Here is a 21,847-nt window from a genome sequence, read left to right as displayed (position 1 = left end):
AAAGTATGCCCACCCCCCTCATCCTCTCCCGAAGGGGCCAGATCACCCTCCCCAAGGAAGTGCGGGAGAAGCTTGGCCTCAAGGCTGGGGATGCCCTCCTCTTGCGGGTGGAGGGGGGCAAAATCGTCCTGGAACCTGCCCTTCTCCTCAGCTACGAGGTCTATACCGAGGAGCGTCTAGAGGAGTTCCAGAAAGCCGCGGAGGTTAGCCCAGAGGAGCTTGCAGAGTTCCGACGGGCCTGGGGCCTGGAGTGAAGGTTTTTCTGGACGCCCACGTCCTCTTCTCCATGGCCCTAGGAGGGCCGGTGTTCTCCACCCTATGGGAGGCTGGGAAGCGGGGCCGGTTCAAGCTCTGCACCAGCGGATTTTGCCTCCTGGAAGCCCACCGAAACCTAGAGCAGAAAGCCCCCTCGGCCCTCCAGCGTTGGGAAGCGCTCCTAGAGCCCATAGAACAGGTACCCGAAGCCAGGCCCCTGCCCTGGATGATGGACCTACTCCCGGAAAAGGACCTTCCTGTACTGGCGGCGGCGGTGGCGGCGCGGGCCACCCACCTCCTTACCGGGGACCTGCGCCACTTTGGTCCCCTCATGGGCCGGGAGGACCTGCCCCTAAGGGTCCTCACCCCGGCGGCCTTCATCCGCACGGTGCGGCCCTAGGGCATGGGGTGCTCCAGGGCAAGCCGCCGCACCTCCTCCCTTAAGGCCTCGGAGGGCCCCTCGGTGAGGGCGCGGTCAATGAGCTCGGCCACCTTGGGCATCTCCTCGGGGGTGAAGCCCCGGGTGGTGATGGCGGGGGTGCCGATGCGGATGCCGGAGGTCACCTTAGGGGGCTTGGGGTCAAAGGGGATGGCGTTCTTGTTCACGGTGATGCCCACCGCGTCCAGCCTCTCCTCCGCCTCCTTGCCCGTGAGGCCCTTGGGGCGGAGGTCCACCAGCATGAGGTGGTTGTCCGTACCCCCGGTGACGATGCGGTAGCCCCGCTCGGCAAGCTCCTGGGCGAGGCGCTTGGCGTTTTCCACCACCAGGCGGCTATACTCCTTGAACTCGGGCTGGAGGGCCTCAAAGAAGGCCACGGCCTTCCCCGCGATCACGTGCTCCAGGGGGCCGCCCTGGATGCCGGGGAAGATGAGCTTGTCTATCTTTTTCCCCAGTTCAGGGTCGTTCCCCACGATGAGCCCGCCCCTCGGGCCCCTCAGGGTCTTGTGGGTGGTGCTGGTCACCACGTGGGCGTGGGGCACGGGGTTCGGGTGGAGCCCTGCGGCCACCAGCCCCGCGAAGTGGGCCATGTCCACCACCAGGTAGGCCCCCACCTCGTCCGCGATCTTGCGGAAGGCCTCAAAGTCCCAGAAGCGGGGGTAGGCGCTGGCCCCGGCCACGATGACCTTGGGCCGGTGCTCCAGGGCGAGCCGGCGCACCGCCTCGAGGTCAATGCGCTCCGTCTCGGGGTCCACCCCGTAGGAGACCACCTTGTAAAGCCTTCCGGAGAAGTTCACCCTGGCCCCGTGGGTGAGGTGGCCCCCTGAGGCCAGGTCCATGCCCATAAGGGTGTCCCCCGGCTCCATGAGGGCCATGTAGACGGCCATGTTGGCCTGGGAACCGGAGTGGGGCTGGACGTTGGCCCAGGCCGCGCCGAAGAGGGCCTTGGCCCGCGCTATGGCCAGGCTCTCCACCTGGTCGATGACCTCGCACCCCCCGTAGTAGCGGGCCCCGGGGTAGCCCTCGGCGTACTTGTTGGTGAGGACGCTCCCCACCGCTTCCCGCACCTCCTTGGAAACGAAGTTCTCGCTGGCGATGAGCTCCAGCCCCTCCCGCTGGCGCTTCTCCTCGAGGGCGATGAGCCGGAAGATCTCCTCGTCCCGCACCCTGGTCCCGAGCATAGGGGGATTATACCGAAGCGGAGGGGCATCCGGTAAGCTTAGGGCATGAAAGGGAACGCCCTCACCTGGTTCAAATGGGGTATTGCCCTCACCGCGCTCGTCCTTCTCTTCACCATTATTCTGATCAACTTCACCACCAGCCGCGACCTCCCCGAGCTGGTCCGGGTGCAGGTGGAGCGGTACGCGGTGTGCAGCTACTGGTTCTTCGGCTGGCACCTGGCCTCCACGGGGGCCTTCGCCTTTGCCTTCCTCCTCCTGGGCTTTTTGGGGGGGCTTGGGCTTGGGGTGTTCCTGGCGCGGAGGCGGGGCTAGAGGGTTTCCAGGGCGAGCTTCTCCCCTTCCAGAGGGACCCCGGCGGGGTAGCGGCCGTTGAAGCAGGCCAGGCAGACGGGCCGGCCGATGGCCCTCAAGACCCCCTCCTCCGAGAGGAAGGCCAAGGAGTCCGCCTCGATGTAGGCCCGGATCTCCTCCACGCTCTTCTCCGCGGCGATGAGCTCCTTGCGGGCCGCGGTGTCGATGCCGTAGTAGCAGGGGAAGCGGATGGGGGGGCTGCTCACCCGGAAGTGGACCTCCAGCGCCCCCGCCTCCTTGAGCATGCGCACGATCCTTTTGCTGGTGGTGCCCCGCACGATGGAGTCGTCGATGAGGACCACCCGCTTGCCCCGCACGGCCCCCGTGGGGGAAAGCTTGAGCCTGGTCTTCAGGTCGCGGAGCTCCTGGGTGGGCTGGATGAAGGTGCGGCCCGCGTAGGGGTTCTTGTAGAGGCCGAACTCCAGGGGCAGGCCCGAGGCCCGGGCGTAGCCCACCGCGGCCCCGATGCCGGAATCCGGCACGGGCACCACGAGGTCGGCCTCCGCGGGGGCCTCGAGGAAGAGCTCCTCCCCCATCCTGACCCTAGCGGCGTAGGCCTCCACCCCGTCCAGGAGGCTGTCGGGCCGGGCGAAGTAGATCCACTCAAAGGCGCAAGGGGTGGGGCTTGGGGGAAGGGCCTGGAGGCTTTTGAGCTCCCCCTCCTCCACCCAGACCACCTCCCCGGGGCGGACGTCCCTTACGTACTCCGCCCCCATGAGGGCGAGGGCCGGGGGCTCGGAGGCGAAGGCGTAGCCCCAGGGGGCCTTCCCAATGGAAAGCGGGCGCACCCCGTGGGGGTCGCGGAAGGCCACCACCGTGGTGCGGTCCATGAGGAGGATGGAGTACCCCCCTTCCAGAAGGCGCATGGCCTCCGCCACCGCCTCCGGCAGGGGGAGGTGGCCCATGCGGGCCAGGAGGAGGAGCATGACCTCGGTGTCCGTGGTGCTCTGGAAGGTGGCCCCCTCCTTGAGAAGGCGGTCCCTGAGGGGCTTGGCGTTCACAAAGTTCCCGTTATGGGCGATGGCCAGCACCCCGTGGGCGGTGCGGGCGGTGAGGGGTTGGGCGTTGAAGCGCAGGTTGGAGCCCGTGGTGGAGTAGCGGGCGTGGGCGAGGCCCAAGCGGGCCCCGGGAAGGCGGAGCCGCGAGAGGCGCTCTTCCGTGAAGACCTGGTTCACCAGGCCGAGGTCCTTCTCCACCGCAAACTCCCGCCCGTCGGAAACCGCGATCCCCGCGGCCTCCTGCCCCCGGTGCTGGAGGGCGAGGAGGCCCAGGTGCAAAAGCCCGGCCGCATCCAGCGGCTCCCCGCTCCAAAGCCCTAAAACCCCGCACTCCTCCTGGGGCTTATCCATCCAGCACCTCCCGTAGGGGCCTCTTCCAGGCCGCCAAGAGCTCGTCCACCCCCCACTCTAGCACCCCTTCGGGGGTCAGGACCGTGAGCGTCCTCCCCCCCGTCTCCCCCAGGACCCGGTAGGGGAGGCCCCAGGCCTCGAGGCGGGCCGTGGCCTCGGGGAGCTTTTCTTTGGGCACGGTGAAGAGGACCCGGCTTGGGGCCTCCCCGAAGAGGGCCTCCGGGCCCCGCTCCCGTACCTCCACCGTGGCCCCGATCCCGTAGGGGAAGGTCATCTCCGCCAGGGCCACCAAAAGACCCCCCTCCGCCACGTCGTGGGCGGTGTCCGTGACCCCTTCCGCCACCAGGGTGCGGATGGCCTCCTGCACCGCCTTCTCCCGGGCGAGGTCTATGGGCGGGGGGCTTCCCACCTCGAGGCCCAGGAGGACCCAAAGGGCCTCGCTGGCCCCCAGGTGCCCCCTTTCCTCCCCGATGAGGAGGACCACCTCCCCGGGCCTCCTAAAGCCCATCCCCGCCCTCCGGCGCACGTCCAAAACCCCCACCACCCCCACCATGGCCGTGGGGAGGATGCGCCGCCCCCCCGACTCGTTGTAGAGGGAGACGTTCCCCGAGACCACGGGAAGCCCCAGGGCCAGGCTCGCCTCCTTCAGCCCCCGCACCGTCTCCCGGAGCTCGTGGTAGCCCTCCGGAGTCTCGGGGCTTCCCAGGTTGAGCCCGTCGGTGTAGGCAAGCGGCCTCGCCCCCACCACGGACACGTTGCGGCTGGCCTCGGCCAGGGCGTGGACCGCCCCCAGGTAGGGGTCCAGGAGGCTGTAGCGGGGGTTCTGGTCCACCTTGGCGGCGATGGCCAGGTGGGTGCCCTTGATCCAGAGCACGGCCGCGTCCCCCTGGCCCGGGGAGAGGGCGGTGCGGGTGCCCACCTGGTGGTCGTAGCGCTCGTAGACCGCCTCCCGGCTTGCGAGGTTGGGGGAGGCGAGGAGCTTGGGGAGGGCCTCCCTGGGGTCCACCGCAAGGGGGGGGATGGGGGTTTCCCGCCTCCTCCGGATCTCCGGGTCCTCCTGGGCCAGGCGCACGTAGGTGGGGGCCTCGGCCAGGGCCTCCGTGGGGACCTCGGCCACCACCTCCCCCCGGAAGAGGACCCGGAAGACGGGCTCGGGGATGGTGCGGGCCACGGGCACGCAGTCCAAGCCCCACTTGCGGAAGACCTCCTCCAGGGCCTTCTCCTTCCCCTCCTTCGGCACCAGGACCATGCGCTCCTGGCTTTCGGAAAGGAGGAGCTCCATGGGCCCCATCCCCTCCTCCCGGGTGGGGACCCGGTCCAGGAAGAGCTCCACCCCGAGGCCGGACTTGTGGGCGAGCTCCGCCAGGCTGCTGGTAAGCCCCGCCGCCCCCATGTCCTGCACGCCCTCCACCAGATCGGCCTCGATGGCCTCGAGGGTGGCCTCCAGGAGGAGCTTCCCCAGGAAGGGGTCCCCCACCTGGACCGCGGGCCGGTCCTTCTCCTTGTCCTCCGAGAGCTCCTCGCTGGCGAAGGCCGCGCCGCCGATCCCGTCCCGCCCCGTCTTGGCCCCGGCGTAGTAGACCGGCCGGCCCAAGGAGGCCCGGCTCCGCTTGAGCTTGTCCTCCCGCAGGAGGCCGATGCACATGGCGTTCACCAGGGGGTTTTCCCGGTAGCCCTCGTGGAAGTAGAGGTCCCCCCCCACCGTGGGCACCCCGATGGCGTTCCCGTAGAAGGCGATGCCCGAGACCACCCCCTTGAGGAGGTAGCGGCCCTTGGCCTCCAGAGGAGGGCCAAAGCGCAGGGAGTCCAGGAGGGCGATGGGCCGGGCCCCCATGCTCATCACGTCCCGGATGATCCCCCCTACCCCTGTGGCCGCCCCCTGGAAGGGCTCCACCGCGGAGGGGTGGTTGTGGCTCTCGATCTTGAAGGCCACCGCCCACCCCTCCCCGATGCGCACCACCCCCGCGTTCTCCCCCGGGCCCTGGAGGACCGCCTCCCCCTCCTTGGGGAGCTCCTTGAGGAGGGGGCGGGAGTTCTTGTAGGCGCAGTGCTCGCTCCACATGACCTTGAAGAGGTGGAGCTCCACCCGGTTCGGGGCGCGGCCCAAGCGCCTCAGGATCTCCCGGTACTCCCCCTCGGGGATGCCGAGCTCGCGGGCCAGGGTCTCCATCACGTGAGGAGGGGGAGGAGCTCGCGGTGGTCCTTCACCTTGGCCGTGGGCTTCACCTCCCCGTTCACCTCCTTCAGGCCCACGTACTGGACCGCCCAGGGGTAGCCCGCGCCGAAGGCCCCCTTGATGTCCGTGTGGGGCAGGTCCCCCACGTGGAGGGCCTCCTCCGGGGCCACCCCCAGGGCCTCGAGGGCCACCCGGAAGGCCTCCGGGCGGGGCTTCACGTACCCGGTCTCGTCGGAGAAGCTATAGGCCTGGAAGAGGTCCAGGCCCTGCCTTTTCAGGTGCTCCCGGAGGAGCCTTCCCGGGGTCACGCCGGTGTCGGAGACGAGGGCGAGCGGGTACCTCTTGGCGAGCTCCTTCAGGGCGGAAACCCCCGGCAAGGGGGTGAGGTCCACGAGGAGGGAGCTTTCCTCCAGCCTCCTCGCGGTGAGGGCGATGAGGCCGGGGTCGTGGGGGGCCCCCAGCAGGGCGAAGATGCGGGCCACCCGGTCGTAGGTGGACAGGTGCTCCCCCGCCCGCCAGGCCTCCTCAAAGGCCAGGGCCGCCTGCCGGTAGGCCTCCCGCACCTCCCCCTCCTCCGCGGGGTGCCCGGCCTCGGAAAGGGCGTCCAGGAGGATCTCGTACCGCGCGGGCATGACCTTTTCCAAAAACGCCGGCCCCTCGGTGAAGAGGGTGCCCCAGAAATCAAAGGTGATGGCTTTGGGTTTCATCTTCCCTCCTTCAGGCCCAGGAAAAGGGGCAGGCCGTCCGTCCCCCCCAGGACCTCGTCCACCGCCCGCTCGGGGTGGGGCATCATCCCCAGAACATTCCCCCCTTCGTTCACGATGCCCGCGATGTCCAGAAGGCTCCCGTTGGGATTATAGTCCTCCTCCCCCTTTAAGGGGGCGTAGCGGAAGAGGATGAGGCCCTCCCCCTCCAAGCGGCTCAAGGTCTCGGGGTCCGCGTAGTACCGCCCCTCCGCGTGGGCGATGGGCAGCCTCAGGACCTGGCCCTTCTCGTACCGCCGGGTGAAGGGGAGGTCGTTCCGCTCCACCCGCACCCCCACCCACTTGCAGGTGAAGTGGAGGTTGAGGTTGGCGAGGAGGGCCCCGGGGAGAAGCCCGGCCTCCGTGAGGACCTGGAAGCCGTTGCACACCCCGATCACGTACCGCCCCTCCCGGGCGAACCGCCGGACCTCCTCCATGATGGGGCTCTTGGCGGCCAGGGCCCCCGCACGGAGGTAGTCCCCGTAGCTGAACCCCCCGGGGAGGAAGACCCCGTCAAAGCCCTTTAGCTCCCGCTCCGTGTGCCAGACGAACTCCGCCTCCATCCCCGCCCGCTCAAAGGCAAAGCGGGCGTCCTCGTCGCAGTTGGAGCCGGGGAAGCGGACGATGGCCCACCTCATAGGGGTTTCAAGGCCTCCAGGGTCCAGGTTTCCATCACGGGGTTCGCCAGGAGGCGGGCCATGGCCTGGGCCTTTTCCCGGGCCTCCGCCTCGCCGCTTGCGGGGAAGACCACCTCCAAGACCTTCCCCACCCGCACCGCCTCCACCTCGTGGCCTAGGCCCTTTAGGACCCCCTCCACCGCCCGGCCCTGGGGGTCCAGGATGCCCTCTTTGAGCTCTATGAGAATGGTCGCCTGGTAGCGCATCTTCACCCCAACACCCGCCTCAGGACCTCTTGGTAGGCCTCCTCCACACCCCCCAGGTCCTTGCGGAAACGGTCCTTGTCCATGGGCTCGCCGGTCTTCAGGTCCCAAAGCCGCATGGTGTCCGGGCTGATCTCGTCCGCGAGGAGGATCTCCCCCCCGTGGCGGCCGAACTCCAGCTTGAAGTCCACAAGCTCAAGCCCCCGCTCCAGGAAGAAGGCCCTTAGGACCTCCCCCGTCCTTAGGGCCAGGCGGGTGAGGGTTTCCACCTCCTCTTCCGTGGCGAGCCCCAGGGCGAGCACCGCCTCCTTGCAGATCAAGGGGTCCCCTAAGGCGTCGTTCTTGAGGGAGAACTCCACCAAAGGGGCCCTAAGGGGCATGCCCTCCTCCAGGCCGTAGCGCCGGGCGAAGCTGCCCGCCGCCCGGTAGCGGACGATGACCTCGAGGGGGATGATCTCCACCCGCTTCACCCGCATCTCCCGGTCGGAAAGCTCCTCCAGGAAATGGGTGGGGATGCCCTGGGCCATGAGGAGGCGGAAAAGGGCCGCGGAGACCTTGTTGTTCACCACCCCCTTGCCCGGGATGACCCCCCTTTTCTGGGCGTTGAAGGCCGTGGCCTCGTCCTTGAAGTAGACGCGGAGGTGCTCCCCTTCCGGGTAGAGGATCTTTGCCTTGCCCTCGTATAGCTTCTCCATGCCTGCCCCCGGGCGCGAAAGCCCTTTAGGCCATTCTACCCCGCCCCTAAAGGGGAAGGAGGCGGGTGCCGTCCGATGGCCCCTTCCTCCAAGGCCTGGCCAAATCTCCAGAACCGGCTCCAGGGCCTCCGGGGGCTCCGCCGAAGGAGGATCACGCTGGGCCCTTTGCTTCCGGTCAAGGCAAGAAGGCGGGAAAAGTCTAGATCGGCGGTAAGGATAATGTAGCCCGATTCGCGCGCCCAGGCGAAAAGCACCTCATCGGGCGGGCCCACTTCCCCCCACCAAAGGGCCTCCCGCCACCTAGGGGAGAGGTTCATGGCCACCAAAAGCCTCATGCAAGGGCGTGCGCTTCCTCCTCCAAACGCCAAGCGGCGTAGGCCAAAGCCTCCTGGATGTCCTCGAGGGTGAGCTGGGGATAATCCCGGAGAAGGTCTTCCGGGCGCTCCCCATGGGCCAGGCGCCGGAGAAGGGCGGCCACGGCGATGCGCGGGAACTGGGGTATACCCCCATCTTAAAGCCCAAACCGGGCGTAGATGGCGTCCACGTGGCGGAGGTAGTAGCCGGGGTCAAAGAGGGCGGCCAAGGCCTCCCCCTTCAGGGGGTTTTCCGGGTCCCTTTCCAGTAGCTCCCGGAAAGAAACCCCCTCCTCCCAGCTCTTAAGGGCGTTCCGCTGCACCAGGGCGTAGGCCCGGTCCCGGGGAAGCCCGTGGGCGATGAGGGCGTTGAGGACCCTTTGGGAGTAGACCAGGCCCCGGGTGAGGTCCAGGTTGGCCCGGATGCGGTCCTCAAAGACCACCAGGCCATCCAGGATCCCCTTAAGCCGCCTCAGGGCGTAGTGGGCCAGGGTGGTGGCGTCCGGGAGGACCACCCGCTCCACGGAGGAGTGGGCGATGTCCCGCTCGTGCCAGAGGGCGATGTTCTCCAGGGCCGGCCCCAGGTAGCCCCTAAGGAGGCGGGCCATCCCGGTGAGGTTTTCCAGGCCCACGGGGTTCTTCTTGTGGGGCATGGAGGAGCTTCCCGTCTGCCCCTCGCGGAAGGGCTCTTGGGCCTCGAGGACCTCCGTGCGCTGGAGGTGGCGGAGCTCCACCGCCACCCGCTCCAGGTTCCCCCCGAGGAGGGCCAAGGCGGCGAGGACCTCCGCGTGCCGGTCCCGGGGGACCACCTGGGTGGAGATGGGCTCCGGGACGAGGCCCAGCCGCCGGGCCACGTGGGCCTCCACCTCGGGGGGCACGTGGGCGTAGTTGCCCACGGAGCCCGAGAGCATGGCCACCCCAATCCCCTCCCGCGCCCTCTTCAGCCTTTCCTCGTCCCGGAGGAAGGCGGAAAAGAAGGAGAGGAAGCGGAGGCCGAAGCTGGTGGGCTCCGCGTGCACCCCGTGGGTGCGGCCGATGGCCGGGGTCTTCTTGTAGCGGAGGGCGAGGGCTTTTAGGGCCTCCTCCACCCCCTTAAGCTCCTCCAGGACCAGGCCCAGGGCCTCCTTCAGGAGGAAGTTCTGGGCGGTGTCCACGATGTCCGAGCTGGTGAGGCCGAGGTGGAGGTAGCGGGCCACCTCCTCGTCCCCCGTCCACTCCACCAGGGCCCGGGTGAAGGCCACCAGGTCGTGCCGGGTGACCTCCTCAAGCTCCGCCACCCGCAGGGCGAAGCGCTCGTCCAGGGGCTTTTCCTCTAGGGCCTTGAGGAGGCTGGCCGCGGTGCCCTTGGGCACCTCCCCCAGGGCCTCCCAGGCCTCGAGGGCGTAGGCCTCCACCCGGGCCCAGGTCCGGTAGCGGCTGGCCTCCGACCAGAGGGCCCGCATCTCCTCCGTCTGGTAGCGGGCGATCATGGCCCTTAGGGTATCACCTTCTGAGGGCGGCCAAGAGCCCCAGGAGGGCCCCCAGCCAGCGGAGGGGCCTAAAGGGGAGGAGGCTTAGGAGGAAGGCGAGAAGCTCAGCCCGCCGCCCGGGGGGTAACCTCCGCCAAAAGGCCCGCACCCCGCCCAAGACGCGTCCCCAAAGGACCAGGGCCCGCCAGAGCCTCCGGATGCCCATGCCTTCAGGATACCGGGGCGGGCCGGAAGAGGAGGAAACTGCGCTCCACCTCCCCCTCCAGGACCTCCCCCGTGAGGAGGTCCTCCCCCCTAGGAAGCCGAAGCCTAGCCCCTTCCGGGGCGAAAAAGGCCCAGACCTCCTCTTTCCCATGGCGCCGCCTGAAGGCCAGCACCCCTTTAGGGGCCTTGAGGGGAAGGAGGCTTCCTTGCCGCAAAGGGAGGAGGCCCTTCTTCAGGGCCACGAGCCTTTGGATGAAGGCGAGAAGGCCCTTATCCCAAAGGGACTCGTCCCAGGGGAAGGGGGCGCGGCAGTAGGGGTCCCCCCGCCACTCCCCGTAGGGGTTCGGCTGGGAGAGGCCCACCTCGTCCCCGTAGTAGATGGCCGGGCTTCCCGGGAAGGCGAAGAGGAGGGCGTAGGCCAGCCGGAGGCGGTCCTTGTCCCCCTTAAGCCGCCACAGGGCCCGGGGGATGTCGTGGGAGGAGAGGAGGGTGTACATGCTCTGGCGGAGCCCTAGGGGAAGGGCGGCGTAGTGGTCGAAGAGCACCCCCCAAAGCCCCTCCGCGTCCAGGTCCACCGGCCTTCCCTCGTGGTCCCGGCCCGAAAGCCAGGCCATGACCGGGTGGGCGAAGCCCGCGTAGTGCATGGCCCCGTCCAGGGTGTGGGCCCTCAAGGTGGGGATGGTGTCGTAGGAGAGCTCCCCAAACACCAAGGCGTCCTCCCGGGCCTCCTTGGCCGCCAGGGCCAGGGCCCTAAGCCAGCGGGGGTTTTCCCGGTCCGTCCCCCCCTCCCCGATGGAATGGGCCACGTCCAGCCGCCAGCCGTGGCAGAGGCGCATCCAGTGGCGGATGGGGGCCTTGGGGGCGTAGACGAAGCGCTCCTGGGTGAGCGGGGAGGCGTAGTCCAGCTTGGGCATGCTCTTTACCCCCCAAAAGCTGGCGTAGCTCCCATCGGGGTAAAAGGTGAACATCCCCCGCTCGGGGCTTTCCGGCTCCTCCAGGGCGCGGCGGAACCAGGGGTGGGTGGCCCCCACGTGGTTGAAGACCCCGTCCAGCACGAGCCGCATGCCCCCCGCCTCCAAGGCCTCGTACAGGGCCCTCAGGGCCTCCTCGCCCCCCAGGTGGGGGTCCACCCGCAGGTAGTCCTCGGTGTCGTAGCGGTGGCTGGAGGGGCTTTGGAAGATGGGGGTGAGGTAGAGGACCTCCACCCCCAGGGCCTTCAGGTAGGGAAGGGCCTCCACCACCCCGAAGAGGTCCCCCCCGTAGAACTCCAAGGCCCCTTCCGGCCCCGGAGGCTCGTGCCAGGCCTTCCTGCGGATGGGCCTTCCCCCGAGGGTCCAGGCCCCGTCCTTTGGGGCGAGCCCAGGCCGCCCCTGCCGGAAGCGGTCGGGGAAGATCTGGTAGAACACGGCCCCCAAGGCCCAGGAAGGGGGCAAGGGGGGACCGGCCAGGAGGTGGAAGAAGCGGTCATAGCGGGGCAGGGTCTTTTCCAGGCCGTGGCTTCCGAAAAACCCCTCCGGGAGGCGGAAGAGGTAGCGAAAGGGGCTCTCCCCCACCCGGACCCGCACCCGAAGCCCCCCGGGGAAGGGGCTCATGGGCTTGGCGTGCACCTCCCCGTCCCTTTGGTAGAGGAAAAGGCCCTCCCGGGCGCGGGTTTCCAGGCGGAACTCCACCTCCTCCCCAAGCCCAGGGAACGGGGGGTCCAGGTGCTCCAGGTCGTGCCTCATTCCTTCACCGCCCCCGCGGTGTAGCCGGACACGAAGTACTGCTGGAAGCCGTAGAAGAGAAAGAGGATGGGGAGGGAGCCTAAGACGCTCGCCGCGGCGAAGACCCCCCACTTGGTCTGGAACTGGCCGGTGGTGAAGCTCCTCAGGCCCACCCCCACGTTCCAGCTCTCCACCCCCGTGAGGACCAGGTTGGCCAGGACGAACTCCGAGTAGGTGCCCACGAACTGCAGGAGGAAGATGAAGACGAACATGGGGGCGGAAAGGGGGAGGAGGATTTTGGTGAAGACCTGCCACTTGGTGGCCCCGTCCACCATGGCCGCCTCCTCGAGGCTCGGGCTGATGCTCTCCAGGTACCCCTTGTACACCCAGGTCCCGAAGCTGATGATCCCTCCCGAGTAGGCCAGGACCAGCCCGGTGAAGGTGTTCAGGAGGTCCAGGCGGGAAAGGAGGTAGTAGATGGCCACCAGGGCCAAAAACCCGGGGAACATCTGCACGAAGATGAAGAAGAGGAGGAGGGGGTAGCGGCCAGGGAAGCGGAAGCGGGCGAAGGCGTACCCCGCGGTGGCCGTGAGGAGGACGGCGAGGAGCCCGGTCATCCCCGAGATGAGGAAGGTGTTCCGCACCCAGAGGAGGAACTTGGTCTCCGTGCCCTGACCCGTAAACTGCCCCGGGGAAAGGGAAAGGGCCAGGGCAAACACGGAAAGGGCGAGGAGGAGGAGAAGCCGCCCCTGCCCGCGCTCGAGCCCTTCCCCATCCCCCACCATCCGGCGGAGGAGGGCCAGAGCCCCCACCCCAAGAAGGCTAAGCCCCGCCACCAGGAGAAGGAGGAGCTGGTAGGGGTAGAGCACCACCCCTTCCACCAGCCGGGCGTAGTTTTCCAGGGAGGGGTTCGGGAGGTAGGGGATGACCTTGGCGTCCAGGAGGAGGAAGCCCGTCTCGGGGCGGCGGAAGCTGAAGAGGTTGTTGGTGGGGTCAAAGCTCGCCGCCACCACCTGGACCACGGGGTAGTAGGCCAAAAGGACCACGGTCCAGAGGAAGAGGTGGGTCAGGCCCTGGAGGAAGAGGGGCCAGGGGCTCAACCGCCTCCCCTTCTGGCGGAGGAAGGCGGTGTAGAGGAGGCTATAGAGGAGGACGAGGAGGGCAAGCCCCAGGTAGCCCAAAAGGGCGTAGGCCCAGCCGTAGGGCACGAAGACGCTCCCGAAGGCCACCCGCCTCTGGTAGGAGCCCTCGTCAAACAGGCGGTTCGCCGCGTACCAGTAAAGCCCATACAGGCCCAAGAGGGCGAAAAGGGCGTAAAAGAGCCTCCGCATCAGCGCACCTCCCTCAAGGCCCCCGTGAGGCGGAAGTTCACCAGGCTGATGGCCACGGTGAGGAAGAAGATGAGGATGCTGATGGCCGCCCCCAGCCCGTAGGCCGACTGCCCCTCGGCGCTGAAGGCGGTCTTGTAGGCCCAGGAGATGAGGATGTCCGTGGCCTGGGCGGTGGCCAGGCGCCCCTCCTCTGCGGGCCCGCCCCCGGTGAGGAGGTAGATGATGTAGAAGTTGTTGAAGTTAAAGGCAAAGGAGGAGAGGAGGATGGGCATCATGGGCTTTTCCAAAAGGGGCAGGGTGATCCCCCAAAGGGCCTGCCAGGGGGTGGCCCCGTCCACCCGGGCCGCTTCGTAGAGCTCGTCGGGAATGGTGGAAAGGGCCCCTAGGGTGGCGGTCATCATGTAGGGGAAGCCGAGCCAGAGGTTCACCAGGAGCACGGCCACCTTGGCCCAGTCGGGGTCGTTGAGCCAGGGGATGGGGTAGACCCCCAAGACCCCGAGCAGGCGGTTGATGGCCCCGAAGTTGTAGTTCAAAAGGGCCACCCAGACCTGGACGGTGATCACCCCCGGAAGGGCCCAGGAGACCACGAGAAGGGTCCGGTAGAGGTTCCGGAACTTCAGGGCCTTGTTGTTCAGGATGAGGCCCAGGATGAGGCCGAAGAAGGCGTTAAGGAGCACCGTGAGGCCGGCGAAGGCCACGTTCCACAGGAACACCGGCCACAGGGCCTGGTTGGCCTGGGCCAGGATGCGGGCGAAGTTCTGGAAGCCCACAAAGCCGAAGGTGTTGATCCGGTAGAGGTAGGCGGGGGGGAAGGGCGGGGTGCGGTCCAGGACCACCTCCTCCCCCCGGGCCTCGAGGACCCTGGCCCGGAAGCGGCGCCCCTCCCGCTCCCCCTCCACCCATAGCCCCGCGCAGGGGCTACAGCGGAAGGCCTCCTCCAGGGGCACCTCCAGGCGCAGGGTGGCCCCTTGGGCCTCCAGCACCGCCACCTCCGTGGAGCGGTCGGGGAAGCCGTTTTTGGCCCCCGAGTAGTCGGTGAAGGCCAGGTAGACCGTGAGGCCGATGGGGTAAAGGGTGAAGACCAGGAGGAAGCTTAAGGCGGGGAGGAGGTAGTACCAGTCCGTAAGCCAGGGGAAAAGCCGGGCTAGGAGGAGGGCCCCCGGCACCAGGACCAGAAGGCCGAGCAGGAGGACCGCCCAGCCGGGCACGGGCAGGTAGGCGGAGAGGAGGAAGTACCCGAGAAGCCCCACCCCAGTGCTCAGGAAAAGGAGGAGGAGGACGAGCCCCAGGGCGAGGAGGAAGCCTTTTAAACCGGGTGGGTGTCGCATGACCTAAACATAAAGCCCCCCAGGGGCGAAGGATGTCCCCTGGAGGGCCTTCATTGCCCTTAGCGCCCGATGGCCTTCTTGATCTCGGCCACCATGTCCTCCACGATCTTCTTCACGTTGGAGTCGGGCTTCTGGATGGCGAGGTTGATGGCGTTCCCCCAGGGGCCCCAGACCTTGCCCATCTCGGGGATGTTGGGCATGGGGGTGCCCAAGGGGAAGACTTGGGCGAAGCCCGCCACCACGGGGTCCTTCTCCAGGGTCTTCACCGCGCTCTTGGACACGGGGATCCGCCCGCCCGCCTGGTTGAAGGACACCAGGTTCTTGCCGGTGACCAGGGTCTTGGCGAAGTTCACCGCGGCGGTCTTGTTCTTGGAGTAGGCGTTCACCACCACCCCCTGGACGCCCAGGAAGGGGCCCCAAGGGGCCTTGGCCCCAGGGGGCGTGGGGAAGGGGGCGATGCCGAAGTCAATCTTGGCCTTCTTGTAGTCCCCAAGGGCCCAGGGGCCGTTGATGATCATGGCCAGGGCCCCGTCCTTGAAGGCCCCATCCGCCACCCCGTAGTCCACCCCCTCGGGCACCAGGTTGTACCGGTAGCGGAGATCCTTGATGAACTGGAGGGCCTTCTCCCCTACCTCGCCGCCCAGGAGGAGCTTGGAGGGGTCCAGGTTGCCCTTGGCGTCCTTGGCGAACACGTTCTCCGCCCCAAAGGCCTTGAAGAAGCCAAAGTTGAAGTAGGGGTCGCCGATGTTGTAGAGGAAGCCGAAGGTGTTGCCCTTGGTGAGGCTTTGGGCGAGCCTAAGGAACTCGTCCCAGGTCTTGGGGGGCTCCTTCACGTACTTCTTGTTGTAGATGAGGGCCACGCTCTCCGCGAAGGCGGGGAGGCCGAAGAGCTTCCCCCCGAAGGTGAAGGCCTCGATGGCCACCCCCTGGAGGTCGGCGAGGTAGGCCTGGGTCACGTACTTGTCCATGGGCTCCAGCACCCCGGCCTGGGCCATCTCCCCCAGCCAGTCGTGGGGGATGGAGACGATGAGGTCCGCGGCCTGGCCCTGGGGCGCCCCCAGGATGAACTTCTGCTTGATGTCCCCGAAGGGGACCTCCACCACCTCCACCCGGACCCCGGAGGTCTTCTCGTAGGCCTTGGCCTGGGCCTTGAGCCACTCCAGCTCCGGGCCCCCGAAGTGGGTCCAGACCGTAACCTTGCCCTGGGCCAGGGCCAGACCCAGACCCAAGAGCGTCGCGGTGAGCCACTTTTTCATACCGCACCTCCTCGAGCGCTGGTAGCGCTTCCGCAGAGATTCTATATCCGGTCTATAGGCCGTGCAAGAGGGCCCGGGCCACCTCAAAGGCGATCAAGGCCAGGATGCCCACCTCCACCGCCTGGCTCCGCAGGTGGATCACCTCCTCCGTGACCATCTCGTAGGTGGCCTCCAGGACCCTAAGCTTCTCCTCCACGCTCTTTTCCAGCTCGTAGGCCCCGTAAAGCTCCAAGGCGGCCCGGTAGATCTTGGCGTAGAAGAGGTCCTCGGTGATGCGAAGGGCCCCCTCCATGCGGGCCTTCACGTCGGCGATCTCCGCGTGCTGGGCCATGAGGCGGCGGCGGAGGCGCTGGAGGCGGCCGTAGCCCAAAAGCCCGCGGTGGCGGAGGACCTGGGGGACGGTTTCCAGGGCCTCCGCGAGGATGCGGTCGTAGTAGGAGAGCTCCAAAAGCTGGGCGTGGACGAACTCCACCAGGTCGGCCACGTCCCAGATGCCCTCGGAGTCCAGGATGAGCACCCGGTCAAAGCCCAAAAGGGCCAGGTCCTCCGTGGAGTAGCTGTAGCGGTAGCGCTCCATCTCCCGGCGCACCTCGGGGGCGAAGGCCTCCGCCGCCCCCATCCAAAGGGGGGTGAGGTCCACCGGGGGCTCGTGGGCCGGGTGGCCCTGGAAGCCCAGGGCGTGGTAGACCACGAACTCCTCGGAAAGCCGCTTCTCCTCGGGGCGGAGGAGGGCCCCTTGCAGGTAGGGCTCGAGGGCGGCGAGCTCGGCCAGGAAAAACCCGTCCCAGAAGGGCAGGTTGGGCAGGTCCAGGGCCTTTTCTAAAAAGTCCGGCCAGTCCAAGGCCTCTCCCAGGTGGACGCGGAAGGAGAGGGAGGCCACCCCAAACTCGTAGAGCCGGGCGGTGAGGAGGCCGGAAAGCCCCTCCACCATCCGCACCCCAAGCTCCAGCTCCGCCGGAGGGTTCTGGAACCGCACCGCCCCGAGCCGCGCCCGGGAAAGCCTTAACCGGGGCACGGAGAGGCGGGAGAGGTCGATTTCGTCCGCCAGGTCGTAGAGGCGGTAGAGGGCGATGTGGGGGGAAAGGAGCCTCATTCCAGCTTGGAGATCTCCCGGGGCGGGGGGCCGTGCTCATGGGCCTTGAGGAGGGCCTCCAGGGCCCGGCCCCGGTGGGAGTAGCGGGCCTTCTCCTCCAGGGTCATCTCCGCGAAGGTCTTGCCCGCCTCGGGCACGTAGAACAGGGGGTCGTAGCCGAAGCCCCCCTCCCCCCGGGGGGCCTCGAGGATCACCCCCTCCACCCGCCCCTCGTAGCTCTCCGCATGCCCATCGGGGTAGGCCAGGACCAAGACGGCCACGAAGTAGGCCCGCCGCGCCTCCCCTTTAAGGCCGCGCATCCTCTCCAGGAGGTAGACGTTCCGCTCTTGGTCCGTGGCCTTGCCCCCGTAGCGGGCGCTGTAGACCCCAGGCTCCCCTCCGAGGGCCGGCACCACCAGGCCGGAGTCGTCCGCCAAGGCGGGAAGGCCCGTGGCCTTGGCCACATAGGCCGCCTTGAGGAGGGCGTTGTCCAGGAAGGTGGCCCCCTCCTCCTTGGGCATGCGCAAGGGGAAGTCCGCCAGGGAAAGGAGGGTCCAGCCCAAGGGGGCGAGCCCCGCCTGGAGCTCCCGCACCTTGCCGGGGTTAGAGGTGGCCAAGACCACGCGCATGCGCCCTTAGCATACACCTTCCAGGGTAAGCCTAGGCCAAGCGCTCCCCTTCCGCCTGCGCCAGCCCCTTCAGGGCCTCCTTGTAGGGGGAGTCGGGCAGGGGGTCTAGGGCCTGTTGCGCGGCCTCGGCCCGGAGGCGGATCCGCCGCTCCACCTCCTCCGCCACCCCGCTTTCCCGGGCCAGGGCCCTAAGCCTCTCCAGGTCCCCCGGCTCCGAGGCCCGGCGCTTCAGCACCTCCCGCACCCAGGGGGCCTCCTCCATGAGGAGGAGGGTGATGAGGGTGGCCTTCCCCTCCCTAACGTCCCCCCCCACGGGCTTGCCCAGGACCTCAGGGCTTCCCATGAGGTCCAGGTAGTCGTCCCGCATCTGGAAGGCCTGCCCGTAGAGGAGGCCGAAGCGCTTTAGGGCCTCCCGCACCGCCCCGTTCACCCCCTTGAGGACCGCCGCCCCTTCCGTGGCCAGGGCCATGAGGACCGCGGTCTTGGCGGTGATGATGCGCTCGTAGTTCTCCAGGCTGTAGTCCTCCAGGGCCGCCACCTGGAACTGCAGGACCTCCCCCTCGGAAAGCACCCGGGCGGTCTCGGCGAACATCTCCACGAGCTCGAGGCTCCCCGTCTTGGCGATGACGTGGAGGAGGCGGGAAAGGAGGAAGTCCCCGGAGAGCACGGAAACCGCGTTCCCGTACCGCCGGTAGGCGGCCTCCTTGCCCCGGCGGAGCTCGGCCTCGTCTATGAGGTCGTCGTGGAGGAGGGTGGCGGAGTGGAGGAGCTCCACCGCCAACGCCAGCTCCAGCTCAAAAGGAGCGCCCCCCAAGGCCCGGGAGGCCAGGAAGGCCAGCCGCGGCCGGATGCGCTTTCCCCCGGCGGTGACCAGGTCCTGGTGGATGAGGCGGATGAAGAGGACCTCGGACCGGACCAGCTGGCCCAAGGCCTCCTCAAAGCGAAGGAGGAAGGGGTTTAGCTCGGGCAGATTCGTCCCCACCTGGCCCAGTATAAGGCCCGCCAGCCCCAGGCCCTTTACCCAAAACACCAGGGCCCCACCCCGGGGCCCCTTCACCTTGGGTTTCCACACAGAAGTTTTGGTTGGATTGCTAATCGCCCCCAGTCAAGGGGAACTTAATCTGATAAGTCTGTTCCCAAGAAATCTCCTTGCCGTCGGTAAGCCGAGCGTACCAAGTAACCTGGACGCGCCAGTTCAGCGGAGCGCCCTGGCTCAGGTGCTCAGCCGCCACAGCGCCGTCTAAGGAGAAGGTAAACGGTTGCGAACGACCCCAGGCGTACCGAATCTGCCCGTTCACCTCCTCGCGGCCCGGAGGGAAGGGAATCCCCACCACGCCGCTTCCCAAGGAGGCACCGGGGAAGACTTCCTGGCCGCTATCGTCCACCACCACGTATTCGTACCGCTCCAAAACCCCTTCCGGTGCCCCAGGAGCCACCTCAACAACCGCGCTGTTTTGAACCACGATAATATTGCCTTCGTCGTCCACCTCGTACCCCAACTGGGTGGGCTCGAGGCGCACCCGGTAGGGCTCGGGGTTAAAAAAGATAGAAAGCTGCCCGCAGGCCGCCAAGGCCAGCGCCAATAGGAAAAGCCCTGCTCTATACATCCGCCACCTCCTCACTCCATCATCTCCTCGCGCCACTTAGGGTTAAGTATAAAGAAGCTGAGCCGGGTAAGTCCAGCGAGGAAGTCCACATTCTCCACCACCACCTCCTTGGGCACCTCCAGGATAACCGGGGCGAAGTTCAAAATGCCCTTGATCCCTGCCCGCACCAGGAGGTCCGCGGCCTCCTGGGCCGCCTCCCGGGGCACGGTGAGGAGGGCGATCTCTATGCGCCCCGGCACCCGTTGGGGCAGGAGGTCCAAGGGCTCTATGACCCCCCCCCGCACGGACCGGCCGATCTTCTCCGGGTCCACATCAAAGAAGCCCCGGAGCTCAAAGCTTTCCCCAAAGCCCGGGTAGTCCGCCAGGGCGCTCCCCAGGCGGCCCATGCCCACGATGCAGAGGCCCCACTTCCGGTTCAGGCCCAGGATGTGGCGGAGTTCCCGCTTCAGGACGGGGACGGTGTACCCCACCCCCCGGGTGCCGTAGGAGCCAAAGTAGGAGAGGTCCTTGCGCACCTGGAAGGCGGTGACCTGGGCCTCCTCCGCCAGCTGCTCAGAGCTCGTGCGGTGGATGCCCTTGGCTTCCAGCTCCTCTAGGATCCGCAGGTAGGTGACCAGTCGGCTGATGGCGGCGCTGGGAACCTTCATCGCACCTCCACGGGTTCCAGGCCCAAAGCCCTAAGCCGGTTGAGGTAGCCTTCCTTCTCCCCCTCAGCCACGGGGCCTACCCGCACCCGGTAAAGGCCGTCCCGGACCAGGGTTACGGGAAAGCCCTCCCCTTTCAGCTTCTCCGCCAGGGCCAGGGCGTTTTCCTCCTTCTGGAAGGCCCCCACCTGGAGGTAAGACCCCCCTTGGGGGGGCAGGGGGCCCTGGCCCCGGTAGACCCGGGCCCCGTAGGCCTGGAGGGCTTGGGCCACGCGGGCCGCCTCCGCCTCCGAGGCGTAAGGGCCCACCGCCACGCGGGTGAGGGCGCCGGCGGCCTCGAGGCGCACGGGGTACCCCTGGGCGGAGAGCTCCTGGGCCAGCCGGGTGGCGTTCTTGGGGTCGGCAAAGGCACCCACCACCACCCGGTAGGCCCCCGTGGGGGAGGCCTGGGGCGGGGCGGGCCGTGGGGCCCCGTGGGTGGGCTTCTGGGGTTCTGGAGGCGTGGGAGCCTCCCTGGGGGCTTGGGGCAGGGGGAGGACCGTCACCACGGGTTCCGGGGCTGGGGCGTTAGGAGGGGGTTCGGGGGAGGCTGGCCCGGAGGGGGCGGGGGCCGCGGGAACGCTGGGCGCAGGCGGGGGGGCCACCCCCTCCGGCCTGGGACGGGCGAAGGGATTGACCCCCGTGAGGTAGAGCACCACCCCCGCGGCCACCAAAGCGATGAGGAGGAAGATGAGGAAATCCAGCCAGTTCTCCCTAAGCCAGCGCATCCTACCTCCTAAGAAGGGCCTCGGCTTCCTTGGAGCCCAGGAGGGCCGCCTGCCTCAGGGCCCGCTCCGCCTCCGCCTGGCGGTCCAGGGCCCTTAAGGCCAGGCCCAGGTTGTACCAGGCCGCGCTCAAGCGAGGGGCCTTGAGGAGGACCTCCCGCAAGACCACCTCCGCCTCCCCGTAGCGGCGGAGGGCCACCAGGGCCGCCCCCAGGTTGGCCCCCACCTCGGGGCTTGGGGTGGCCTGGTAGGCCTGGCCCAAGGCGGCCACGGCCTCCTCCGCCCGGCCGAGCTCCAAAAGCAGGACCCCCCTAAGGCTCAAGGCCTCGGGGGTGGCGAGGCCTTCCAGGAGGGCCAAGGCCTCCTCCCTCCTCCCCAGGCGGTGGGCGGCCTGGGCCTTCAGGAAGCGCCCCGCGGGGCCGGCCTCGCCGGCGTAGCGGTAGGCGTTCTTGTAGTCCCCCAAGGCCCAGTAGGCCCCCGCCAGGGCCAGGGCCACCTCGGGCTCAGGAGCGGTGCGGTAGGCGGAGAGGAGGTACGGGAGGGCCCCCTTGGGGTCTTTGGCCTCGAGGCGGGACCGGCCCAGGAGGTAGGCGGCGGTCCAAAGCCCCGGGTCCAGGGCGTAGGCCTCCTTGAGGAGGGGTTCGGGGTTAGGGGAAAGGAGGGCCTTGCGAAGAAGGAGCCTGGCCCTTCCCTTCCCCTCCACCTGGGCCAGGCCCCGGTCCAGCTCCCTTAAGGCCCGCCCCTTCAGGCCCTCCTCCGCGAGGATCAGGGCCAGGAGGTCCCAGGCCTCGGCCACCTTGGGCTCGCGGTTGAGGAGGGCGTAGAGCACGGGCACCGCCTCCGACCGGGCCCCCGAGGCGTAGAGGGCCTGGGCCAGGGCCAGACGGTAGGCCGCGCTCCGCTCCGGGGCGAGGCCTTTCCTCAAGGCCTCCGCCGCCCCCTGGGCATTCCCGGCCTGGGCCAGGGCCTGGGCCAGGGCCAGGTAGGCCTCCTCCGTAGGCCTAAGCTCCGCCGCCCGGGCCAGGGCCTCCGCCGCCTCCTGGGGCTTGCCCAGAAGGAGGAGGACCTGGCCCAGGTTGAAGAAGCCCTCGTAGCGCTCGGGGAAGAGGCGAGTCATCTGGTCAAAGGCGAAGCGGGCCTCCTGCAGACGGCCCGCCTTGGCCAGGGCCACCCCCAGGCCCAGGTGGGCCTCGAGGCGGCCGTAGTCCTGGGCCAGGTAGGCCTCGTAGGCCAACGCGGCCTCCTCATAGGAACCCGCCTTCAATAAGGCCTCCGCCTTCTCCAGGAGGGCATCCTCCGCCCAGGACAAGGAGGAAAACCCGCCCAAAAATACCAGAAAGAAGGACCAAAAGAGCCTTTTCGCCATAGGGAACCCTCCCAACCCCAACCTTGGCCTTAGCATAGCACGGAACGCTTTT

25 protein-coding genes are annotated in these 21,847 nt (G+C 68.2%); 3 read left to right on the top strand and 22 right to left on the bottom strand.

Features of this window, described 5'->3' with window-relative positions; genetic code table 11:
• The first annotated feature begins 5 nt into the window (after positions 1-5).
• On the top strand, positions 6-254 hold the full coding sequence (locus tag B043_RS0100300) for an AbrB/MazE/SpoVT family DNA-binding domain-containing protein (RefSeq protein WP_018460509.1): 249 nt from the start codon (positions 6-8) through the stop codon (positions 252-254).
• Positions 251-655, top strand: coding sequence for a PIN domain-containing protein (locus B043_RS0100295; RefSeq protein WP_018460508.1), 405 nt, complete (start codon positions 251-253; stop codon positions 653-655). Before B043_RS0100300 ends, B043_RS0100295 begins: the two co-directional genes overlap by 4 nt.
• On the opposite strand, the gene glyA is transcribed toward B043_RS0100295, so the two are convergent.
• The gene (glyA, locus tag B043_RS0100290; protein ID WP_018460507.1) at positions 652-1,875 is read right to left on the bottom strand and encodes a serine hydroxymethyltransferase; all 1,224 of its coding nucleotides are present in this window, start codon (positions 1,873-1,875) and stop codon (positions 652-654) included. The two genes, B043_RS0100295 and glyA, sit on opposite strands and share 4 nt — an antisense overlap.
• Positions 1,876-1,920: 45 nt before the next feature.
• Between glyA and B043_RS0100285 the strand changes: the two genes are divergently transcribed.
• Positions 1,921-2,187 carry a hypothetical protein gene (locus B043_RS0100285; protein ID WP_018460506.1) on the top strand — a complete coding sequence of 89 codons (267 nt, stop codon included), beginning with the start codon at positions 1,921-1,923 and terminating at the stop codon, positions 2,185-2,187.
• Here the strand turns inward: B043_RS0100285 and purF are convergent.
• From purF to B043_RS0100180, 21 genes are all read right to left on the bottom strand, one after another.
• Positions 2,184-3,575, bottom strand: coding sequence for an amidophosphoribosyltransferase (gene purF / locus B043_RS0100280; protein WP_016328602.1), 1,392 nt, complete (start codon positions 3,573-3,575; stop codon positions 2,184-2,186). The genes B043_RS0100285 and purF overlap by 4 nt on opposite strands.
• Entirely contained in the window at positions 3,568-5,745 is a 2,178-nt protein-coding gene (purL, locus tag B043_RS0100275; RefSeq protein ID WP_018460505.1) for a phosphoribosylformylglycinamidine synthase subunit PurL, read from the bottom strand. The genes purF and purL overlap by 8 nt, the downstream gene beginning before the upstream one ends.
• The gene (locus B043_RS0100270; RefSeq protein WP_016328600.1) at positions 5,745-6,458 is read right to left on the bottom strand and encodes an HAD family hydrolase; all 714 of its coding nucleotides are present in this window, start codon (positions 6,456-6,458) and stop codon (positions 5,745-5,747) included. Before B043_RS0100270 ends, purL begins: the two co-directional genes overlap by 1 nt.
• Positions 6,455-7,132, bottom strand: coding sequence for a phosphoribosylformylglycinamidine synthase subunit PurQ (purQ, locus tag B043_RS0100265; protein ID WP_016328599.1), 678 nt, complete (start codon positions 7,130-7,132; stop codon positions 6,455-6,457). Before purQ ends, B043_RS0100270 begins: the two co-directional genes overlap by 4 nt.
• Complete coding sequence (gene purS, locus B043_RS0100260) at positions 7,129-7,377, bottom strand: phosphoribosylformylglycinamidine synthase subunit PurS (protein WP_016328598.1); 249 nt, start codon at positions 7,375-7,377, stop codon at positions 7,129-7,131. The genes purQ and purS overlap by 4 nt, the downstream gene beginning before the upstream one ends.
• 2 nt (positions 7,378-7,379) lie before the next feature.
• Positions 7,380-8,069, bottom strand: a complete 690-nt coding sequence (gene purC / locus B043_RS0100255) for a phosphoribosylaminoimidazolesuccinocarboxamide synthase (RefSeq protein WP_016328597.1) — start codon at positions 8,067-8,069, stop codon at positions 7,380-7,382.
• A gap of 35 nt (positions 8,070-8,104) precedes the next feature.
• Entirely contained in the window at positions 8,105-8,386 is a 282-nt protein-coding gene (locus tag B043_RS12875; RefSeq protein ID WP_245538866.1) for a DUF5615 family PIN-like protein, read from the bottom strand.
• Positions 8,387-8,400: 14 nt separating this feature from the next.
• On the bottom strand, positions 8,401-8,547 hold the full coding sequence (locus tag B043_RS12535; RefSeq protein WP_018460502.1) for a DUF433 domain-containing protein: 147 nt from the start codon (positions 8,545-8,547) through the stop codon (positions 8,401-8,403).
• Positions 8,548-8,580: 33 nt separating this feature from the next.
• Positions 8,581-9,891, bottom strand: coding sequence for an adenylosuccinate lyase (purB, locus tag B043_RS0100240; protein ID WP_018460501.1), 1,311 nt, complete (start codon positions 9,889-9,891; stop codon positions 8,581-8,583).
• A gap of 13 nt (positions 9,892-9,904) precedes the next feature.
• Positions 9,905-10,096 (bottom strand): hypothetical protein, encoded by a 192-nt coding sequence (locus B043_RS0100235; protein ID WP_018460500.1) that lies wholly within the window; start codon positions 10,094-10,096, stop codon positions 9,905-9,907.
• A gap of 4 nt (positions 10,097-10,100) precedes the next feature.
• Positions 10,101-11,819 carry an alpha-amylase family glycosyl hydrolase gene (locus B043_RS0100230; protein ID WP_018460499.1) on the bottom strand — a complete coding sequence of 573 codons (1,719 nt, stop codon included), beginning with the start codon at positions 11,817-11,819 and terminating at the stop codon, positions 10,101-10,103.
• Positions 11,816-13,129, bottom strand: coding sequence for a sugar ABC transporter permease (locus B043_RS0100225; RefSeq protein ID WP_018460498.1), 1,314 nt, complete (start codon positions 13,127-13,129; stop codon positions 11,816-11,818). The genes B043_RS0100230 and B043_RS0100225 overlap by 4 nt, the downstream gene beginning before the upstream one ends.
• Complete coding sequence (locus B043_RS0100220) at positions 13,129-14,457, bottom strand: ABC transporter permease subunit (RefSeq protein WP_018460497.1); 1,329 nt, start codon at positions 14,455-14,457, stop codon at positions 13,129-13,131. The genes B043_RS0100225 and B043_RS0100220 overlap by 1 nt, the downstream gene beginning before the upstream one ends.
• Before the next feature lie 59 nt (positions 14,458-14,516).
• A complete protein-coding gene (locus tag B043_RS0100215; RefSeq protein ID WP_016328590.1) occupies positions 14,517-15,713 on the bottom strand; it encodes a sugar ABC transporter substrate-binding protein in 1,197 nt (398 codons plus the stop codon).
• A gap of 52 nt (positions 15,714-15,765) precedes the next feature.
• Complete coding sequence (locus tag B043_RS0100210) at positions 15,766-16,806, bottom strand: hypothetical protein (RefSeq protein ID WP_016328589.1); 1,041 nt, start codon at positions 16,804-16,806, stop codon at positions 15,766-15,768.
• Complete coding sequence (gene rdgB, locus B043_RS0100205; RefSeq protein ID WP_016328588.1) at positions 16,803-17,414, bottom strand: RdgB/HAM1 family non-canonical purine NTP pyrophosphatase; 612 nt, start codon at positions 17,412-17,414, stop codon at positions 16,803-16,805. Before rdgB ends, B043_RS0100210 begins: the two co-directional genes overlap by 4 nt.
• Before the next feature lie 31 nt (positions 17,415-17,445).
• Entirely contained in the window at positions 17,446-18,396 is a 951-nt protein-coding gene (locus B043_RS0100200) for a polyprenyl synthetase family protein (protein ID WP_211207608.1), read from the bottom strand.
• 109 nt (positions 18,397-18,505) lie between these two features.
• Entirely contained in the window at positions 18,506-19,021 is a 516-nt protein-coding gene (locus B043_RS0100195; protein WP_018460495.1) for a hypothetical protein, read from the bottom strand.
• Positions 19,022-19,032: 11 nt separating this feature from the next.
• Positions 19,033-19,668 (bottom strand): redox-sensing transcriptional repressor Rex, encoded by a 636-nt coding sequence (locus B043_RS0100190; protein WP_018460494.1) that lies wholly within the window; start codon positions 19,666-19,668, stop codon positions 19,033-19,035.
• Positions 19,665-20,432: an SPOR domain-containing protein gene (locus tag B043_RS0100185; RefSeq protein ID WP_018460493.1), complete on the bottom strand. Its 768-nt coding sequence runs from the start codon at positions 20,430-20,432 to the stop codon at positions 19,665-19,667. Before B043_RS0100185 ends, B043_RS0100190 begins: the two co-directional genes overlap by 4 nt.
• A 1-nt stretch (position 20,433) precedes the next feature.
• Complete coding sequence (locus B043_RS0100180; protein WP_018460492.1) at positions 20,434-21,795, bottom strand: tetratricopeptide repeat protein; 1,362 nt, start codon at positions 21,793-21,795, stop codon at positions 20,434-20,436.
• Positions 21,796-21,847 lie beyond the last annotated feature (52 nt).

The sequence above is a fragment of the Thermus oshimai DSM 12092 genome (genome assembly GCF_000373145.1).
Classification (GTDB): domain Bacteria; phylum Deinococcota; class Deinococci; order Deinococcales; family Thermaceae; genus Thermus; species Thermus oshimai.
The sequence above is the reverse complement of the archived record's forward strand: the minus strand, read 5'-3'. Positions and strand labels throughout refer to the sequence as shown.

What these genes read in the sequence shown, in the direction of transcription:
- B043_RS0100180 (WP_018460492.1), bottom strand. Translation starts at nt 21,795, where the DNA reads ATGGCGAAAAGGCTCTTTTGGTCCTTCTTTCTGGTATTTTTGGGCGGG.
- B043_RS0100185 (WP_018460493.1), bottom strand. Translation starts at nt 20,432, where the DNA reads ATGCGCTGGCTTAGGGAGAACTGGCTGGATTTCCTCATCTTCCTCCTC.
- B043_RS0100230 (WP_018460499.1), bottom strand. Translation starts at nt 11,819, where the DNA reads ATGAGGCACGACCTGGAGCACCTGGACCCCCCGTTCCCTGGGCTTGGG.
- B043_RS0100190 (WP_018460494.1), bottom strand. Translation starts at nt 19,668, where the DNA reads ATGAAGGTTCCCAGCGCCGCCATCAGCCGACTGGTCACCTACCTGCGG.
- B043_RS0100210 (WP_016328589.1), bottom strand. Translation starts at nt 16,806, where the DNA reads ATGAGGCTCCTTTCCCCCCACATCGCCCTCTACCGCCTCTACGACCTG.
- purC (WP_016328597.1), bottom strand. Translation starts at nt 8,069, where the DNA reads ATGGAGAAGCTATACGAGGGCAAGGCAAAGATCCTCTACCCGGAAGGG.
- B043_RS0100285 (WP_018460506.1), top strand. Translation starts at nt 1,921, where the DNA reads ATGAAAGGGAACGCCCTCACCTGGTTCAAATGGGGTATTGCCCTCACC.
- purQ (WP_016328599.1), bottom strand. Translation starts at nt 7,132, where the DNA reads ATGAGGTGGGCCATCGTCCGCTTCCCCGGCTCCAACTGCGACGAGGAC.
- B043_RS0100235 (WP_018460500.1), bottom strand. Translation starts at nt 10,096, where the DNA reads ATGGGCATCCGGAGGCTCTGGCGGGCCCTGGTCCTTTGGGGACGCGTC.
- purB (WP_018460501.1), bottom strand. Translation starts at nt 9,891, where the DNA reads ATGATCGCCCGCTACCAGACGGAGGAGATGCGGGCCCTCTGGTCGGAG.
- B043_RS0100300 (WP_018460509.1), top strand. Translation starts at nt 6, where the DNA reads ATGCCCACCCCCCTCATCCTCTCCCGAAGGGGCCAGATCACCCTCCCC.
- purS (WP_016328598.1), bottom strand. Translation starts at nt 7,377, where the DNA reads ATGCGCTACCAGGCGACCATTCTCATAGAGCTCAAAGAGGGCATCCTG.
- purF (WP_016328602.1), bottom strand. Translation starts at nt 3,575, where the DNA reads ATGGATAAGCCCCAGGAGGAGTGCGGGGTTTTAGGGCTTTGGAGCGGG.
- glyA (WP_018460507.1), bottom strand. Translation starts at nt 1,875, where the DNA reads ATGCTCGGGACCAGGGTGCGGGACGAGGAGATCTTCCGGCTCATCGCC.
- rdgB (WP_016328588.1), bottom strand. Translation starts at nt 17,414, where the DNA reads ATGCGCGTGGTCTTGGCCACCTCTAACCCCGGCAAGGTGCGGGAGCTC.
- B043_RS0100225 (WP_018460498.1), bottom strand. Translation starts at nt 13,129, where the DNA reads ATGCGGAGGCTCTTTTACGCCCTTTTCGCCCTCTTGGGCCTGTATGGG.
- B043_RS0100220 (WP_018460497.1), bottom strand. Translation starts at nt 14,457, where the DNA reads ATGCGACACCCACCCGGTTTAAAAGGCTTCCTCCTCGCCCTGGGGCTC.
- B043_RS0100270 (WP_016328600.1), bottom strand. Translation starts at nt 6,458, where the DNA reads ATGAAACCCAAAGCCATCACCTTTGATTTCTGGGGCACCCTCTTCACC.
- B043_RS12875 (WP_245538866.1), bottom strand. Translation starts at nt 8,386, where the DNA reads ATGAACCTCTCCCCTAGGTGGCGGGAGGCCCTTTGGTGGGGGGAAGTG.
- B043_RS0100195 (WP_018460495.1), bottom strand. Translation starts at nt 19,021, where the DNA reads ATGTATAGAGCAGGGCTTTTCCTATTGGCGCTGGCCTTGGCGGCCTGC.
- purL (WP_018460505.1), bottom strand. Translation starts at nt 5,745, where the DNA reads ATGGAGACCCTGGCCCGCGAGCTCGGCATCCCCGAGGGGGAGTACCGG.
- B043_RS0100215 (WP_016328590.1), bottom strand. Translation starts at nt 15,713, where the DNA reads ATGAAAAAGTGGCTCACCGCGACGCTCTTGGGTCTGGGTCTGGCCCTG.